This window comes from Saprospiraceae bacterium (assembly GCA_016712145.1).
In the GTDB taxonomy this organism is placed as follows: domain Bacteria; phylum Bacteroidota; class Bacteroidia; order Chitinophagales; family Saprospiraceae; genus Vicinibacter.
In genome coordinates this window covers 913668-929371 of record JADJRO010000001.1, presented here as the reverse complement: position 1 = coordinate 929371, position 15704 = coordinate 913668, and the positions used below count along the sequence as shown (strand labels likewise).

The 15704-nt window shown below is 37.1% G+C and carries 14 protein-coding genes; 8 read left to right on the top strand and 6 right to left on the bottom strand.

Annotated features, from left to right (window positions below; all coding sequences use genetic code 11):
• Nucleotides 1-233 precede the first annotated feature (233 nt).
• Nucleotides 234-692 (bottom strand): VOC family protein, encoded by a 459-nt coding sequence (locus tag IPK91_04060; protein ID MBK8296451.1) that lies wholly within the window; start codon nucleotides 690-692, stop codon nucleotides 234-236.
• A 305-nt stretch (nucleotides 693-997) separates the two neighbouring features.
• Here IPK91_04060 and IPK91_04055 point away from each other — a divergent pair, with 305 nt between their 5' ends.
• The 3 genes from IPK91_04055 to IPK91_04045 all read left to right on the top strand — a co-directional run bounded on the left by IPK91_04055 (nucleotide 998) and on the right by IPK91_04045 (nucleotide 3362).
• Entirely contained in the window at nucleotides 998-1465 is a 468-nt protein-coding gene (locus IPK91_04055; protein MBK8296450.1) for a hypothetical protein, read from the top strand.
• 734 nt (nucleotides 1466-2199) lie between these two features.
• Nucleotides 2200-2511, top strand: a complete 312-nt coding sequence (locus IPK91_04050) for a transposase (protein ID MBK8296449.1) — start codon at nucleotides 2200-2202, stop codon at nucleotides 2509-2511.
• Nucleotides 2508-3362 (top strand): IS3 family transposase, encoded by an 855-nt coding sequence (locus tag IPK91_04045; GenBank protein ID MBK8296448.1) that lies wholly within the window; start codon nucleotides 2508-2510, stop codon nucleotides 3360-3362. The genes IPK91_04050 and IPK91_04045 overlap by 4 nt, the downstream gene beginning before the upstream one ends.
• 69 nt (nucleotides 3363-3431) lie before the next feature.
• On the opposite strand, the gene IPK91_04040 is transcribed toward IPK91_04045, so the two are convergent.
• From IPK91_04040 to IPK91_04025, 4 genes are all read right to left on the bottom strand, one after another.
• The gene (locus IPK91_04040) at nucleotides 3432-4991 is read right to left on the bottom strand and encodes a T9SS type A sorting domain-containing protein (GenBank protein MBK8296447.1); all 1560 of its coding nucleotides are present in this window, start codon (nucleotides 4989-4991) and stop codon (nucleotides 3432-3434) included.
• Nucleotides 4992-5046: 55 nt separating this feature from the next.
• Complete coding sequence (locus IPK91_04035; protein ID MBK8296446.1) at nucleotides 5047-5559, bottom strand: hypothetical protein; 513 nt, start codon at nucleotides 5557-5559, stop codon at nucleotides 5047-5049.
• A 42-nt stretch (nucleotides 5560-5601) separates the two neighbouring features.
• Nucleotides 5602-6870, bottom strand: a complete 1269-nt coding sequence (locus IPK91_04030; GenBank protein ID MBK8296445.1) for a T9SS type A sorting domain-containing protein — start codon at nucleotides 6868-6870, stop codon at nucleotides 5602-5604.
• A gap of 248 nt (nucleotides 6871-7118) precedes the next feature.
• Nucleotides 7119-8105 carry a peptidoglycan DD-metalloendopeptidase family protein gene (locus IPK91_04025; protein MBK8296444.1) on the bottom strand — a complete coding sequence of 329 codons (987 nt, stop codon included), beginning with the start codon at nucleotides 8103-8105 and terminating at the stop codon, nucleotides 7119-7121.
• A 187-nt stretch (nucleotides 8106-8292) separates the two neighbouring features.
• Here IPK91_04025 and alaS point away from each other — a divergent pair, with 187 nt between their 5' ends.
• The 5 genes from alaS to IPK91_04000 are packed head-to-tail and all read left to right on the top strand — an operon-like array spanning nucleotide 8293 to nucleotide 14480.
• A complete protein-coding gene (alaS, locus tag IPK91_04020) occupies nucleotides 8293-10917 on the top strand; it encodes an alanine--tRNA ligase (protein ID MBK8296443.1) in 2625 nt (874 codons plus the stop codon).
• A 29-nt stretch (nucleotides 10918-10946) separates the two neighbouring features.
• Complete coding sequence (locus IPK91_04015) at nucleotides 10947-11234, top strand: hypothetical protein (protein ID MBK8296442.1); 288 nt, start codon at nucleotides 10947-10949, stop codon at nucleotides 11232-11234.
• A gap of 9 nt (nucleotides 11235-11243) precedes the next feature.
• Nucleotides 11244-12209 (top strand): Gfo/Idh/MocA family oxidoreductase, encoded by a 966-nt coding sequence (locus IPK91_04010; GenBank protein ID MBK8296441.1) that lies wholly within the window; start codon nucleotides 11244-11246, stop codon nucleotides 12207-12209.
• Nucleotides 12206-13063, top strand: a complete 858-nt coding sequence (locus tag IPK91_04005; protein ID MBK8296440.1) for a hypothetical protein — start codon at nucleotides 12206-12208, stop codon at nucleotides 13061-13063. The genes IPK91_04010 and IPK91_04005 overlap by 4 nt, the downstream gene beginning before the upstream one ends.
• A 4-nt stretch (nucleotides 13064-13067) precedes the next feature.
• Nucleotides 13068-14480 carry a sugar transferase gene (locus IPK91_04000; GenBank protein MBK8296439.1) on the top strand — a complete coding sequence of 471 codons (1413 nt, stop codon included), beginning with the start codon at nucleotides 13068-13070 and terminating at the stop codon, nucleotides 14478-14480.
• On the opposite strand, the gene IPK91_03995 is transcribed toward IPK91_04000, so the two are convergent.
• Nucleotides 14481-15659, bottom strand: coding sequence for an acetyl-CoA C-acyltransferase (locus IPK91_03995; GenBank protein MBK8296438.1), 1179 nt, complete (start codon nucleotides 15657-15659; stop codon nucleotides 14481-14483).
• Between the last annotated feature and the right edge of the window lie 45 nt (nucleotides 15660-15704).

Sequence of the window (15704 nt, the reverse complement as noted above, 5' to 3'; positions counted from 1 at the left end):
GCGCCAAACGGACATCTTTTAAAATCAAATTATGTAATTTGTTTTTAATTGGTGTTGTTTATTATAATGAGTTTGAAATTAAAAACAAAGTATAGTAAAATGCATGTTGAAGACTTCGAGTTTAAAAAGAGCGCCTTCTTCCGTAGAATATTCCACAAATGTTTTTTTACGTGTCTGCAGACACGAATTAATACCAAATGAAAAAACAGATTTTAAGTCATTGATTAGAATTATTACTTAGTCGTTTTACTACCCATTTGAATTCCTATTTTTTCATATTCCTCATCATTTGCTTCCCACAATTCAATTTTATTTCCTTCAGGATCCATGATGTGAATAAATTTACCATAGTCATAGGATTCAAGGGTATCTGTTATCGTGACGCCTTCTTTTTTTAATTCTTCAACAAGTGCAACTAAATTGTCAACCCGGTAGTTGATCATAAACTCCTTGGCGGAAGGTGCAAAATAGCTGGTCGTTTCTTTAAACGGACTCCATTGTGAAAATCCTTTTTTACTGGAGTCCACTCCCTGACGCCATTCAAACACAGCGCCATATTGGTTGGTTTGGAGGCCAAGATGTGTTTGATACCAGGCTCTTATAGTTTTAGGGTCTTTGCATTTAAAAAAAATGCCACCAATTCCGGTGACTCTTTTAAGTTCATTGGCTGCGGGCGTCTGCTGTACTAAAATGGTTTTAAATGCAAAACCAAAGCAGAAGGAAGTAGCGATTGTTAAGGTTAATAGAATTATTTTTTTCATGTTTGTTTAGTTTGTTTGTATTGCCAGGGTAGGTTTTTATTAAACAGGTGAAGGTATTCTTATTTATAGTATTTTGCAATACAACATAAGCATTTATATAACCTTTGTTCTGGAGTAATTCTTGTATTTGAGATTCAAATGCAGCTGCTATTGAAAAAATCACGATCTTAGTCTTGTAATTAATTAAAATCCTTATGAAAGCGATCCTGGTATGCTGCATTTTTTTAATAGGTAGTATGAATCAAGGCATATGCCAAAATTTTAAATCCGGTGTTTATGATCGCATCGATTCAATTACCGTCACTGATCTTGAAACGGGGCTAACCGAAAGTAAGGTCGTTAAAGTTATTGATATTTATTTAGATGCAGTCAATTGTGAATCTTTGCCAGCAAAATTTATTGCTCAAGATTGTAGCGCAGATGAAGTCTTGATCAAACAATTAACTGAAATCGAATTTCGCTGCAATGGAATGTTCCAAAGGAATTGGGAAGGGGAATGGAATATTTTATCATTTAATCTTGTGGTATATAAAGACAAGCATCCCCCCATGACTGTATTTAACCAGGGTTCAGAATTTTCTGATAAGACGATGAGACTATTATCCACAATGAAATCAGGGGAGCATTTGAAATTTGCTCGAATTATTTTAGATCATCCACAAAAGGGTCGCGTAATTGCAGGATTTTCATTGCTTGTAAATTGATAATAGGATTTAAATAAATGCAATAATCTATTTTGATTCTGTTATTCCATTATAAAATTGCAGCATTGTAGATTTGATTAACAAGCCTCCAGGCGTCTTCTTGGCCTCCAGAATCGCATTTTAACAGGCTGCCAACCTAAACCGCCAGTCCAATAAAAAAATCGTGTGGTGACAAAATTTGATAGAATACTTGTGGTGCGTTAAATTAGGCTTTTATTTTCTAGGCAATTTTCGGATGGATAGACTAAGCATACTAAAGTCTCCATAACTATATCCTAACTATATCCATTCTTTATCCATTCTTTATCTATTCTCCATCCATTCTCCATCTATTCTTTATCTATTTTAAAAAGTCAACGAAAAAAATGAAAACCATTCACCTTTCAGTCTATCAACGATCCACTAACAACTTTCAACTATAAATTTTTCACGCAGAGCCGCAAAGGCGCAAAGGCGCAAAGAAGCATAATAACAACTCTCAACTTTCTTCCAGCCACTAGCCTTTAGACTTCATTCCCATTGCAGCATAGAACCCCGCCCGATCCGGTTGAGGATTCATTTCAATTTTTAGGACAATATTTGGATCAGTCGATCGGGCATAGCAAGATTACAACATTTTTTAGCCTCTAGCCTCTAGCCTCTAGTCTCTAGTCTCTAGTCTCTAGCCTCTGGACGTCCTCAAATAACTGGACACAAAGTTAAGTCTCTAGTCATAAAACATTATTTTTATGATTATGAAAACTCGAAGAAAATACGACAGGCAATTTAAACTTGAAGTTGTAAATAGGAGCCTGGAATGCAATAACATTGATAAATTAGGTGAAGAACTATCAATTCACCCTGATATGATTAGTAGATGGCGTCGTGAATTCCTCAAATCAGGTGAAAAACTAAGTTTTCCTGGAAATGGAAAAGAGGCATTGAGTCAAGAGGAACAAGAACTTAGGAGATTGCGTAAGGAATTGGCGGATTCTCGATTAGAGACCCAAATTTTAAAAAAGGCTATCCACATCTTTTCCTTGGGAGACACAACCTCTATCAAATGATTCGAGATAATAAATGGGGAGTTAGTGTTGAAAAGATGTGCAATATATTTGGAATGGGTAGATCTTCCTACTATGCTTGGCTTAAACGAGTACCTGATTCAGGTTCGGAATTAGAAAGCAAGATTAGGACTATATTTTACAAAAGCAAATCTTCCTACGGAAGCCCACGAATCGTTGAGGAATTAAGAGATCAACATATTAAAACATCTAAATCCACAGTGGCACGGATCATGAACAAACTTAGATTGGTAGCAAAGCCTAAGAAAAAGTTTGTAGTAACAACGGATTCTAATCACGACAACCCAATCAGTGAAAATATCCTCAATCGAGAATTTTATGCAAGTAGGGTTAATCACAAATGGGTTAGTGACATCACCTATATTGCTACCAGACAAGGATGGTGTTATTTAACAGCCATCCTGGATTTGGCTGATCGAATGGTAGTTTCTTGGCATCTAAGCAACACATTAAATGCCGAACATACCATTGTAATAGCTATGAACAAAGCACTGGAAAAAAATAGAATAAGGCAAAAGCTGATTTTTCACTCCGATCGTGGAATTCAATATAGTTGCTTGGTTTTTAGGCACCTTTTAAATAAAAATAAAAACATACAACAAAGCATGAGCAGAAAGGCAAACTGCTGGGACAATGCAGTAGCTGAAAGTTTTTTTAAAACTATTAAATCAGAATGCATTAAAAATCAGATATTTGAAGATATTTATGAAGCTAAAAAGCACATATTTGATTATATCGAAAGATGGTATAATACTCATAGAAAACACAGTTCAATTGGTTTTATGAGTCCTTTACAGAAAAATAAATTATTAACTAACAGACTAGATGTTTAGCTTTTTGTGTCCGGTTTTTTGAGCAATTCCACCTCTAGCCTCTAGCCTCTAGTCTCTAGCCTCTAGCCTCTATTCCACCACCATAATCCGCTCTGTCCAAACCCGTTCTGTCGTATTCATTTTTATTAAATACGTACCATTTGGGATGTTATCCGGGATTGTGAATTTTAAGCTGTGCTGGCCTTGTAAATACGTTTGTTTGCTTTGTAAATTGCTGATTTGTTTGCCATCTTGCGTACACAAATTAAAAGCAACATCCTGGTCTTTATTTAAAACAAAACCAACCAGGATCGTTTGAGTGTTTACTGGATTTGGATAAATTGGATAGAGTTTGCTTTCGATATTTTCGATTCCTGTTTCGTTTAAATCTGGTTTCGATGAATTTAAAACAAGGCTTTCATCTCCGGGTTGGTAAATAACATAGGTTAAAGGCAAATAATACATTTCATCTGAAGTGCCTTCTCCCCAGGTAATGGATTTGGGTGGATCGTTTGGATTGACCGGATTATTTGTGGTGTTATCATATGTAGCAAAGGCATGGATTTCGGAACCGACAGGCAACACGATTAATTTATTGAAATAATAGCCTCCTTGCCAATTAAAATCCCAATCTTCAATTTTGATTAATGGGATTTGTGATCCATCCGGAAGTTTGGCGTAGGCTTCCCATTTCTTTCCAAGTTTATGGCAATGAGGCCAGATTCCCAGTAAACTTACTTTGAATGGAATCTTGTAAACACCATGAAATTCTTTTACCTGATTTGCTGGTATAATAAAAGGCCCATTTACTAAGTCATAGGGCAACATAATTTTATTTTGAACTTTACGGGGCGCCGGTTTTTTTGCAAAAAATAAATTGACTGTCGAACTATCAGGTTCATCAATGCTGCTTGGGGCATAATGCATTTGTAAAACCAGGTCGGATCCTTTTTTAACAGTTTGGGACATGCCGCTGGTAAATACATTGGGCTTTTGTCCAGGTACATATCCTGGCAGTTGGTTGTCTAAGGAAACAGAAGAACCTCCTCCGGTATATCCGTATTCCGGTGACTTAGCATCTTCTGCTCGTGCCTTCCCTGTTTCATCAGCCCAAAATAACGTATGATGTACAATCTTACTATTTCCAGGTCGCATTTCCAATGCGATCAATTCTTTGTCTTCAGTTAAATTGGTGGGCAATACAAAATAGCGGTATTCATCATTGTCATTTCCTTTGTGAACATAGGATTGAGAAAATGAAATCGCTAAATCTGGTGTCCCGATTTGAGATCCTTTAGGATAATTTGGAAATGCAGGTTCCTTTGCAGGATCTCCCTGGGGCATTCCTTTTAATACCCAATTTCCAATTGTTGCTATCTCATCATCGCTGAGATAATTCTCCAATTGGTATTGTTGATATTTTGGATCCGGTTTCCAGGGTGGCATGTATTTTATTTCAGTAACGTGTTTAATCGTGGATGCCCAACTGGCCACTTCATTGTAATTGGTCAATGCAAAGGGTGCAATTTCACCCGGACGATGGCAATTGCTGCAGTGTTTGTAGATGAGTGGAGCAATATCTTCTGAATAATTCTGGGCGGATACGCTAAAAAGTGAACAAAAAAAACAGAGTGCGAGAATGTATTTCATGATTGCATTTAAAAGTAAGAATAATAAAAGTACAAAGTTTCTTGAAATTAAGCTATTAATTATCCCAATGACTTAAAAAACAACCAATTGCAGCTGTTTTTCGATAGGGGAGTTGCTGGCCACTTACAATGCCTTTAAGCACTTCTTTTAAATCGAATGTTGTTGCTTTTTTTCTGCGTTTGCCAATGGCTACAAATAAATTATCAATGCGTCCCTGATAAAGTTTTTGATGTTGCGTTTCATTGATGACGACCACTTCGGGCAAAACGGAAATTTGATATTGGTCTGCGACCATGCGCTGCACATCTTGTTTACATAGCATGGGCAATTTGTATCTTTTATTAAAAGTTAGTACGCTTTGTTCGGTTGAAGTAGCATTTGGAAATAGCGCTACAAAACGGATAGAGTCATTGGCAAATTCTTTTTCAATACGCTTGATTTCAGAAATATAGGCCTGGCTAATTTTGCAATCTTCTAATAAAAAGAAATAAACTTTGTATTGCGACTGACTTATCAGGAGGTTGATCGGAACAATTCCAATAAAAAACAAAAGAACGAAATGCTTCATCAACGAATTCATCCTGCTTTGACTAAGGCTTTGATTAAAAGTTTAATGGACAAGCAAGACTTTATTCAATTTTGTAAATTCCTGGGTTTTGAACTGGATGTAATACAAACCGGCATTCAAAGCAATTCCAGAAAATGTTATGGATTGTGGTCCAGGCTTTGAATAGCCTTCATATAATTTGCAAAGCAATTCTCCGTGAGCATTTACTAATAAAATCTGTGTGTAGTTTGATGAAATGGAGTACCAGGAATAACTAAATTCATTTGAAAATGGATTCGGATAAATTGAAATTGAAGGGTTTTGATTTATATCGCTAACCCGTGTAACCGCCTGTTTTAAAAACCAAGGAATGCAGGTGCTGTCTAAAGAAAAAAATTGCAGCAACAGATTGGCCACTTTAAGTCGACCCGAATTGGATGGATGGGTGCCATCTGCTGCAAAATCTGTAGGCAACCAAAGCAATCCGTCAGTTCTGGCAGTATTTCCTTTAGCCCATAAATAAGGACCCCAGGACAACCAAGGTGATTTTATATTAGCACCTTGATAAGATAAACTGCTGTCTCCGTTTATCTGTTCTTCTATCAGCCATTTAATTGAAAAACCGGATTCATAAGCAAAGGGCTCCGGATTTAATGTCGTATTTGCATAGCCACCATAAATTCGGCTGGATAAATACAGCAGTTTGAGGTTCGGATATTTTTGTTTCAGAATTTGTACGATGAGTTTGATGTCATTCTTTAAATCGTCTGCATGTTTAGGAAAAGCAGCTGTTGGATTTGCATTGGCTTCCTTTATCCAAACGGCTTGAACTTGTTTGCCACTTACTTTTTGTTGAAACAATCGTTGATTTACAACGGTCCAAAAATTGGCATTAGGATTTTTAATAACGGATGCGGTTTGTCCGCCTTGGGCGCCATCAACTATTAAAAGTTTAGGATTTTTATTCCGAAACGTATCAGCTAAAAGTTTAAATGCTGAAAATTCTTGTGTTGCATTGGACATTCCAATCGATAATAAAACAATTTTTCCATTACTGGGATCTGCAATTCCAAAACTATCCAAGGGAATCAAGGTTTTTGAAATTGCTTGCCCGTCTTTCTCGTGGGTTTGAGGCCTTGTATTTAATCCGTTTGGATACAATCCACCGGGTGCTGTTTTCCATAAGTTGTTACCTAATTCATTCAGCGGAATGGTATCCGGCAAATAAACTGTTTTGGATTCTAGCTTGATTTTAGGAGCATCAAATAGAGTAGCGGAGGAAAAAATGCAAGCAAATGCAATCAATAAAGCCGGCATAATTAGTTTGTTCATAGCCATGTATTTTGAATTCAATGAATCAATTCGAGAGTAATTTACATCATTATAAATAGGATACGATCAAATGTATGTGAAAGGAGGAATAACAATTAAAAATTAATAATTAATAATTATGGGAGCGTAGCGGACATCCCGCGTACTGGAAGGAAGAACAAAAATTAAGAGTTAAAATTATACGCGATTGTGAAGAATAAGTTTCGGGTAAAATTGAATGAACGGTCTGTATTTTAGAAAGGGAAATGCTAGTCAAACGATTGATTGGCCGAAGAAGCCAAATTGACCATTTCCTGATATTCCTTTGGGCTCAGGTCATCCATGCAAAAATGTACCGGGTTGATAGGTTTGCCATTTTTTCGAATTTCATAATGGCAGTGTGGGGCCGTTGAGGTTCCCGTACTTCCGATATAACCTATGAGTTGTCCTTTTTTAACTTTTGCTCCGGCCTTGATTTTAATCTCCTTCATGTGAGCATACAAGGTTTGGTATCCATTTCCATGATCGATCATAACATAACGACCGTAGCCTGATGATTTTGATTCTGCTTTTACGACCCGACCATTACCGGTAGCTTGAATGGCAGTTCCGGCAGGTGCAGCAAAATCAATCCCTTCATGCATCTTATTGATTTTATGAATGGGGTGCAGTCTAATGCCAAATCCTGACAATTGCGCCATGTCACGGTTGAGTTTATCGATACGAACCGGTTTTATAGATGGAATGCTTTGTAATAGTTCTTCTTTGGCTTTAGTTGCCTGCTCCAGGGTATCCAGTGATTTGGACTGAAGGTAGATTTGACGTTCTAATTTATCAATATAAGATTTGGTTTCCCGGATGGTTGCCCCTGCATATTTCAAGCCTTGTAATCCCGCATTGGGATCATGACCACCCACACCGCCTTCCCAGAGATCCCGGTCAATTGGATCCATTCCAAATAAAACCCGGTGAACTTTCGCGTCCCGATCCTGAATATTGTCCAGAACTTTATCCATAATCTGAACCTGGTCTTTCATCATAAGCATTTGATACTCAATCTGACTCAGTTCCTTTTTAAGTGCTTTTTCACGTGGAGACGGAAAAAATTCAGAAGTCATAAAATAGAAAAAAAAGGTCGTTAATACAACAGCTGATATGAAGCCAACAATCCTAAATACATAGGACTTATGGGTCAACTTAAGTTTCTCAAACTGAAGGGTTTGAGGGTTGTAAACGTATTTTTCAGATCTCTTCAAATACTAAGAGTTAAAAAATATTAAATTTGCGATCCGATGTACGCTCGCTTTGTTTGAATATTACAAAAGTAAGGAAATTTCTTTAAAACCCGTTTTTTCAATTGAATAAAAATAATATATAGGAGATATTATTTTGTATTTAGTTATATTACAAATATATAAACATTAATTATTATTATAATTTATAATGAATTCAAAGACCATCCGACAGACTTTTCTCAGCTTTTTTGAAAACCAGCAGCATAAAATTGTTCCTTCAGCCCCCATTGTTGTAAAGAATGATCCGACCCTGATGTTTACAAATGCCGGGATGAATCCTTTTAAAGATTATTTTCTTGGAAATCAGGTCGCTACCATTCCGCGAATTGCAGATACCCAAAAATGCCTTCGGGTAAGTGGTAAACACAATGACCTGGAAGAAGTGGGTACCGATGGCTATCATCATACGATGTTTGAAATGCTGGGAAACTGGTCCTTTGGCGATTATTTTAAAAAGGAAGCTATAGAATTTGCCTGGAAATTATTAACCGAAGAATTTAAAATCCCAAAAGAGAATTTATACGTTTCTGTTTTTGGCGGGGATGAAAAGGAGGGTTTGGAAAAGGACCTGGAAGCTGTTTCTTACTGGAAACAATGGATTGCAGAGGATCGGATTTTGTTTTTTGGAAAAAAAGACAATTTTTGGGAAATGGGCGACACCGGCCCTTGCGGTCCATGCTCTGAAATCCATGTGGATCTTAGATCCGAAGCGAAGAAAAAAATTCAGGATGGTGCGGTATTGGTGAATGCGGGTTCTCCGGAACTCATGGAAATTTGGAACCTGGTTTTTATACAATACAACCGAAAAGCAGACGGATCCTTGGAAGAGCTCCCTGCAAAACACATCGATACGGGAATGGGATTTGAACGGATCAGCATGGTCCTTCAAAATAAAAAATCCAGTTATGATACAGACATCTTTAAGCCATTAATTGATTTCATTTCTCAGCATACAAAAATTGCATACGGTGCTTCGTATGATCCCAATGCAAAATCAGATTTAGCCATGCGGGTTATGGCCGACCACATTCGGGCGGTTTCTTTTGCAATTGCTGACGGCGCGATTCCATCCAATACCGGACCGGGTTATGTAATTCGAAGGATTTTAAGACGGGCAGTTCGTTATGCATATTCGTTCTTAAATTTAAAAGAACCTTTTTTATATCGCTTGCTTCCTGTGCTGTCAGAAAACATGGCATCTGTTTTTCCTGAATTGGATTTACAAAAGGATTTTATTAGTAAAGTGATCCGTGAAGAAGAGTCTTCGTTTTTAAAAACGCTGGAAGATGGTTTGCGGAAATTGGATTTACTGGATCCAAACCTTAAACAATTGGATGGAAAACTTGCATTTGAATTATACGATACGTATGGATTTCCATTTGATCTAACACAATTAATTGCGCGTGAAAATAACTGGATGGTTGATGAAGCGGGATTTCATGCCGCCATGTTATTACAAAAAGAGCGTTCGCGTTCGGATGCTAAAAAAGAATATTCAGATTGGAATGTAGTGGCTGATGGACAGATTCAATTTTTAGGATACGATACCCTTGAAACTGAACACGGGAAATTATTGCGTTGGCGAAAACTGATGGCAAAATCACAAGCGTATTTTCAATTGGTTTTTGACCAAACGCCCTTTTATCCGGAAGGAGGCGGACAAGTAGGCGATACGGGCATCGCTTATTTTGATGAATTTCCAATTGAAATTATTGATACGGTTAAGGAAAATGATTTGATTATTCATGTAGCCGAAGTATTGCCCCAAAATCTTTCAGCTAAGGTTCGCTTGCAAGTGAATGGGTATCGCCGAAAACTCATTGAAAACAATCACAGTGCTACGCATTTATTGCATGCAGCACTTCGCAAGGTTTTAGGCTCGCATGTACAACAAAAGGGATCGTTGGTAAAAGAAGATTCTTTGAGATTTGATTTTAGCCATTTTCAAAAAATGGAAGCAGATCAAATCCTGAAAGTGGAGCAATTAGTAAATGAAAAAATACGGGAGAACATCGTTCGCGAAGAAAAACGCAAACTACCGATTGACGAAGCTAAGAAATCGGGTGCAATGATGTTGTTTGGAGAAAAATATGGTGATCAGGTGCGGATGATAACATTTGATCCTGCTTATTCTATAGAACTTTGCGGTGGTTGCCACGTGGAAACCACAGGCCAGATTGGTTATTTTAAAATCACTTCAGAATCAGCCATTGCAGCCGGAATTCGGCGTATTGAAGCCGTTACCGCATTAAAAGCAGAACAACTTATTGAGCAACAATTTGAAACGGTTGATAAAATCCGTCATCTGCTTAAAAATCCAATAGATATTACACAAAGTGTGCAACAACTTTTGGATGAAAACAAACAACTTGAAAAAGTGATTCTGGAACTAAAAGAAGCACATGCAAATTCCTTGAAAGCAAATCTATTGGCATCTTTTCAAATGAATAACGGAATCCATTATCTGGTTCATCAAATCGAACTGGATGATTCTAAATTAATTAAAAACCTGGTATACCAATTGGCTCAAGAAAAAAATCCTGCGATCCTGTTTTTTGGATTTATTGAAAAAGATAAACCTCAACTCATGTGCTATGTGAGTGAATCCATTACAAAATCATTCAATGCATCTCAATTAATAAAAGATGCAGCAAAATTCATTGAAGGGGGTGGTGGTGGACAAGCATTTTTTGCGACTGCCGGTGGAAAATATAAAGAGGGACTGTCAAATGCATTAAAACATGCATTGCAATCCATTCTACAATCAAATTAATCAAAACCATTCTAATTAATACACATGCTATGGCTTTTGTATATGCAATTCTGATATTTTTGGTATTTATATTGTTTAATGTATACATCCGTGTTAAAACCTTTGGGATGTATAAGCAATTGGTTCAAAATAGAATTCAGTTCAATTTTATGGACCTGTTCAATCAACAAAAATGGGATCAGGCAAAAAGCCATTATCCGGATTCAGTTGAATTGATGGATCGCTTCAGAACACACATACGTTTAACAGGGCTGCTTTTTATCGCAGTCATCGTCATTGTTTTAGGACTTTTATTTTTAATTAGAATGCAAGCTTAAACTTTTTTAATGGCCAGATTAAAAATTGGATTAGCCGGAACAGGGCATTTGGGAAAAATTCACCTGAAATGCATTCTTGAAAATCCGGATCTCGAACTCATAGGCTTTTATGATCTTTCAGCCGAAACACGTCAGAAAATTGCTGAAGAATTTGGGATAAAAGCCTTTGAAAGTTATGACGAACTCATTTCCAATTGCGGAGCCATTGATATTGTTAGTTCGACCAGTTCGCATTTTGAATTAGCGCAATATGCTATTAAACAAGACAAACATTGTTTTATAGAAAAACCAGTAACAAGCAGTCTGGAAGAAGCCACATTTTTAAAAAGTTTACTAAAAGAGCATCCGGTTAAAATACAAATTGGGCATGTCGAACGTTTTAATCCTAGTTTTGCAGCGATCAGGCCTTTTATAAAAGAGCCCAAATTTATCGAAGCACATCGATTATCTAGTTTTAATCCAAGAGGACGGGATGTTTCAGTTGTTCATGATATTATGATTCATGACCTGGATTTGATTTGCCTCATGGCTAAAAGCGAAGTAAAGGATATCAGAGCCAATGGGGTTTCCTTGGTGAGTCCTTTGCCGGATATTTGTAATGCCAGAATTGAATTTGAAAATGGCTTGGTTTGCAATGTTACTGCAAGCAGGATATCTATGAAGCAAATGCGAAAAATTCGAATATTTCAGGAAGATGCCTATATAAGTTGTGATTTATTGGAGAAAGAAGCCCAGGTCATTCGTTTACTCGATGAATATCAAGACAATACATTAGAAATTGAAACACACAAAGGAAATAAATACATTTCCTTAGTCAACCCAGAAATAAAAACGGTGAATGCAATTGCAGAGGAATTAAAATCTTTTTACAAAAGCATCGTTACAGATGATATGCCTGAAGTCAATCTGGATGAAGGAATCCAGGCTTTGGCTTTGGTGCAGGCTATTACGAAGCAAATCGAAACGAACCAATGACTCTCAAACAAGGCAAGCTCATCTTCTTGCTCCTATGGACTTTTTGTGCCTGTGACCGGGATGATGAAAAAATTCCATCCTATCTCTATATAGAACCCTTTGATTTTAGTGTTAAGATTGGAGAAGGATCAGGCAGTCAAAATTTATCCGATGTATGGATTTATGTAAACGATCACTACTACGGAGCTTATGAACTTCCATGTTGGATCCCGGTTTTGGAATCGGGGACCAGTGAGGTATTATTAATTCCTGGATATCGACAGGATGGTAGAATCACCAATGCGTTTCGCTATCAACTTTTAAATCCATATAAAATCACCATTCAACTGGATCCACAAATCACCGACACCATTCAGCCAAATACATCATACCAATCGGGATTGCAGTTTTCAGTGATTGAAGACTTTGAAGGCATTCATTTTTTTAATACAGATCGCGACAAAGATCCTGAAACAAAAATTTTACTGACCGATCTATCAGAAGCATTTGAAGGATCTCATTCCGGATCCATATCTTTAACAAAGGAGCATCCTTCCATTTCAGCAGAATACATACTCAATGATCCAATACTACAAAGCGGAGACCCAATTATTTTTGAACTGAATTTCAAGGCAGACATTCCATTTTCAATTGGTTTTATTGGTTATAAAAATATACTGGGAGAAGAAAATCTAATTAAAGCAGGTGTGCTTCCTAAAAAGAATTGGACTAAGGTCTATTTTGATTTTAGAGAAATCATAAACAGCTCCAATTCAGATTATTATCACCTTGCTATTGCTGCAGATTTTCAAAAAGACAGTTCGAAGACGGTTCAACAAATATTTATTGATAACATTAAAGTGATCCATCGATAAGTATATGTTTAGACGCAAGGAAAATATCATTTACGTTGTTATCGATTTTATTTTGGCTTTAGTAGCCTGGTATCTATTTATTCAATATTTGCGCTCGCATCATTTCTTTATTGGAAACGAGTCAGAAATATTTGAACACATTTACCGGGGAGGTATGCTAATTGTTCCTTTTAGCTGGTTTTTGCTTTATCTGATGGCTGAACAATATAAAGATGTTTACCGCTTATCCAGATGGTCCGTTTTTTCAAGAACCCTTTTGCTTACTGTATTGGGTAGCTTGATGGTTTTTTTTGTATTGCTTTCGAATGAAGAAATAAATTTTGAAAATCGCTATTTTAAAGCACTGTCCATTTATTTTATTTATCATTTCAGTTTAATCATTGTATTTAAAATGGTATTCTTAACCTACGTTAGCAATCGATTGAAACAAGGCATTGTAGGTTTTAATACCCTGATCATAGGGGGTGACCAAAAAGCAGTAAAACTTTATAAAGACATCTCATCTTTAAACTATAGTCTCGGCCACAAATTTGTTGGCTTCATTCACTCCAATGGGGGAAGAGGAAATGAATTGATTCAATACTTACCTCAAATGGGAGGCCTGGCTGATATTCGAAGAACTTTGGATGAAAATAAAATTGAGGAAGTAATCATAGCAATTGAATCTACGGAACATCAAAAATTAAAATCCATCGTTGATGTACTTTTTGAATACGGTGACCGATTAATTGTCCGCACGATTCCGGATACCTATGATATTTTACTGGGGACCGTTAGATTAAATCACGTATATGGTGCCGTATTAATTGAAATCAAACAGGAAATGATGCCTAAATGGCAAATCGTTGTCAAGAGAATGATTGATATGATTGTCAGCGTGGTGGCTTTGATTTTATTATCACCGGTAATCTTGTATGTATATGTGCGGACGAAAATTTCCAGTCCGGGTCCGGCTATTTATTTACAGGAACGCATTGGCTTAAACGGCAAACCCTTTTTTATTTATAAGTTTCGGTCCATGAATATTTTAGCAGAAGACAATGGCCCCATGTTGTCCTATGATGGCGATCCGCGAATTACAAGCTGGGGTGCAACCATTCGAAAATGGAGGTTAGATGAATTGCCACAATTTATCAATGTCTTGAAAGGAGATATGTCCTTGGTAGGACCACGTCCCGAGCGAAAGTATTTTATTGATCAGATCATGGAGAAAGCACCGCACTATAAGCACCTTCTTAAAGTGCGACCTGGAATTACGTCCTGGGGACAAGTAAAATTTGGATATGCTTCCAGTATTGAAGAAATGCTTCAAAGGCTTGAATACGATATTTTATACATAGAAAACAGATCACTGGGCCTAGATTTTAAAATCTTGTTTTATACCCTGTCTGTTTTAATTCAAGGAAAAGGAAAGTAATTACATTCGCTCAATAATCACAGCAGTTCCACCGCCGCCACCATTGCAAATTGTAGCCAAACCATATTGTGCTTGCTGCTGTCGCAAAATTTGACTTAAAGTACAAACAATACGGGCACCTGAGGATCCAATAGGATGACCCAATGAAATTGCTCCGCCATGTATGTTTATTTTTTGGAGATCTAAATCAAGTATTTTACTAAATGCAAGGGGTACAACAGCAAAAGCTTCATTGATTTCAAAATAACTTATTTGATCTTTTTGTAAACCGGCTCGTTTTAAAGCCAATGGAGTAACAATGCATGGGGTTGTTGTAAACCATTCTGGTGCTTGTTCGGCATCCGCATAAGAAACAATCCGTGCAATCGGTGTTAAATTATATTCCTTTAATTTTGCAGCATTCATTAATAACAAAGCAGAAGCTCCATCATTGAGTGTTGATGAGTTGGCTGCTGTAGCAGTGCCATCTGAAGTAAAACTTGGTTTTAAAGAAGGTATTTTAGAAAAATCAACTTTTGTAAATTCTTCATCTTTGTTAACCAATAAAGGATCTCCTTTCTTTTGTGCAATGGATACCGGTACAATTTCAGTTGTGAATCCTCCATCTGCAGTAGTTTGTGCGGATTTTTGATAGGAGCTGATTGCATACGCATCTTGCTCTTCACGACTAATGGAATATTTCTTGGCAGTTTGATCTGAAAAAACACCCATAGCCAATTTATCATAAATATTCATCAAGCCATCTTTGTGCAATCCATCAATGAGTTCTGAATTACCGTATTTCATTCCCCATCGGGCATTCGGCACGTAATAAGGAATATTGGACATGCTTTCCATGCCACCGGCAATTACAATTTCAGATACGCCTAATTGAATCGATTGAGCAGCCATTGAAATGGCTTTCATGCCAGATGCACAGACTTTATTGACAGTTGTGCAAACGGTATTCGCAGCAAGTCCCCCATTGAGTGCTGCTTGTCTTGCAGGTGCTTGACCCAAATTGGCAGAACAAACATTGCCCATGATAACTTCCTGCACAGCAGTTGATGGAATACCAGCTCGCTTTACTACGGCGTCAACCACAAGGGCTCCTAATTGGATTGTTGAAAGTGAAGACAACACACCACCAAAACTACCAACGGGTGTGCGTGCTACAGATACGATGAAAACTTCTTGCATGATTCTGAATTTCGAGGCGCAAATATAGAAGTATTTGCTATGGAA